The sequence below is a fragment of the Candidatus Dormiibacterota bacterium genome (genome assembly GCA_036495095.1).
Lineage (GTDB): Bacteria > Chloroflexota > Dormibacteria > Aeolococcales > Aeolococcaceae > CF-96.
Window position 1 is genome coordinate 1 of sequence record DASXNK010000052.1, and the last position, 1,564, is coordinate 1,564.

Below are 1,564 nucleotides of genomic sequence, written 5' to 3' on the forward strand. Positions count from 1 at the left end.
GGAGATGGGGGTGAACCGCATCTTCGGCCCGGGCACCTCGCTCGACGACGTCGTCGGCTTCGTGAACGAGGCCTTCGGGGAACGCGCCGCCGCCGGCGCCTAGCTACCCCTCGGGCGGCGCAGCGGTCAGGAGCGCGGCCACGGCCTCCGCGCGTGCCCGTGCCGGCACCGCCGCCAGCCACTCCTCGTCGCAGCCCTCGAGCGCGCTGCGGGCGCCGGCGAGCACCCCGGTCAGGGCCACCGCGGCGGTGATGTCGCCCCCGTAGCCGGCCGCCTCCTCGATCGCCTCGGGGAGGGTGAGGGTGCGGTCGAGGGCGGTGATCGCCACCTGCAGGGTCGAGCCGGGGTCGCCGCTGCAGAGCGGCGCGGTGCCCCGGTCGAGCGGCACCAGCCGGGCGTGGAGGGCGAGCGGCGCCTCCTCGAGCAGGGTCTGGCGCAGCCGCACCAGGGCGAGGTCGAGGTCGAAGCGGCAGAGGTCGGCGGCCAGCACCGCCGCGGCGATGGCGGTGATCGCGGTGCCCTCGTCGCCGCCGCCGAGCCGCACCGAGCGGTGGGCGTCGCGGCGCAGCCGGGGCCGGTCGAGCGGCGACGCCAGGCCGCAGGCGGTGGCCCGGAGCACCAGCCCCGCCACCCCCGTCGCCGGCGGGGTGCCCAGCCCCCGGGCGAGGGCGTCGACCTCGTCGAACCCACCCCGGGCGGCGATCGACTCGGCGAGGTCGAGCAGCTGCCGGGTGCCCGCCGCCGCGCCGGCCGCGGCCTCGCCGGCGGCGGCGCCGAGCAGGGCTGCGGTGACGCGGTCGGGGAGGAGCTCGATGACGAGGGACACGGTGACCCCACCATACCCGATCGCCCTCGTCGGGCCCGGGCCGTCCGGGTATCCTTCCGGGCATGGCGACGCTGCCCGACCTCGCCTCCCGCCTGGTCCAGTCCTCGCTCGACATGGTCGGGCCCGCGGTCGCGAGCGCCTCCCGGCGCCGCCGCCAGGGCCGGTCCACCGTGGTCCGCGCCGTGGACATGCGCTCGATCCTCCCACCGGCGGGGCCGCACCCCCTGCTGCCCAGCGCGGTGCGCGTCGAGCGCTCGCGACGGCGCGGCGGCAACGGGTTCGCCGACCAGGTGGCGGTGACCCTCTGGTTCCGCGAGGGCCCCTCGCTGCCCGGCCTGCCCCCCGAGGGCGGTGGTGGCGAGCTGAGCCGCATCGCCCTGCGCCTCGGGATCGGCCTGGCCCGGGCCGGGGCCGGCCTCGCCGCCACCGCCGCCATCGGCGCCGCCACCGTGGCCGCCCAGCGGCTGGAGGCGGCACGCCAGCCCTCCCGCCGGCTCGACCCGCCGGCGCCGCCGCCCCCGGCGATCACCGCCCCCGGCACCGGCCGGCGCCGCTAACTCCTCAGCCAGCCCATCAGGCCGAGACGGGGGCGGGCGGTCGCGGTACCGCTCTCCTCGAGGCGGCTGCCGTCGGCGATCAGCACCGCCCGGGAGACCGGGTTCATCGCCTCCCGCCAGCTCCGCAGCACCCGGCGGCGGAAGCCCTCCTCGCGGTCGGCGCCGGCGGGGATGGCGAGCA

General features: G+C 79.2%; 3 protein-coding genes. 1 reads left to right on the forward strand and 2 read right to left on the reverse strand.

Annotated elements, in window-relative coordinates; all coding sequences use genetic code 11:
• Positions 1-103 precede the first annotated feature (103 nt).
• Positions 104-826 (reverse strand): hypothetical protein, encoded by a 723-nt coding sequence (locus VGL20_05560; protein HEY2703138.1) that lies wholly within the window; start codon positions 824-826, stop codon positions 104-106.
• Positions 827-888: 62 nt separating this feature from the next.
• On the opposite strand from VGL20_05560, the gene VGL20_05565 reads away from it, so the two are divergent.
• Complete coding sequence (locus VGL20_05565; GenBank protein HEY2703139.1) at positions 889-1,383, forward strand: hypothetical protein; 495 nt, start codon at positions 889-891, stop codon at positions 1,381-1,383.
• Here the strand turns inward: VGL20_05565 and VGL20_05570 are convergent.
• Positions 1,380-1,564: hypothetical protein (locus tag VGL20_05570; GenBank protein HEY2703140.1), on the reverse strand; the 185-nt coding region annotated here is incomplete at its 5' end. The two genes, VGL20_05565 and VGL20_05570, sit on opposite strands and share 4 nt — an antisense overlap.

Excerpts from the sequence above, each read along its gene's own strand:
- VGL20_05565 (HEY2703139.1), top strand. The coding sequence starts at position 889 with ATGGCGACGCTGCCCGACCTCGCCTCCCGCCTGGTCCAGTCCTCGCTC.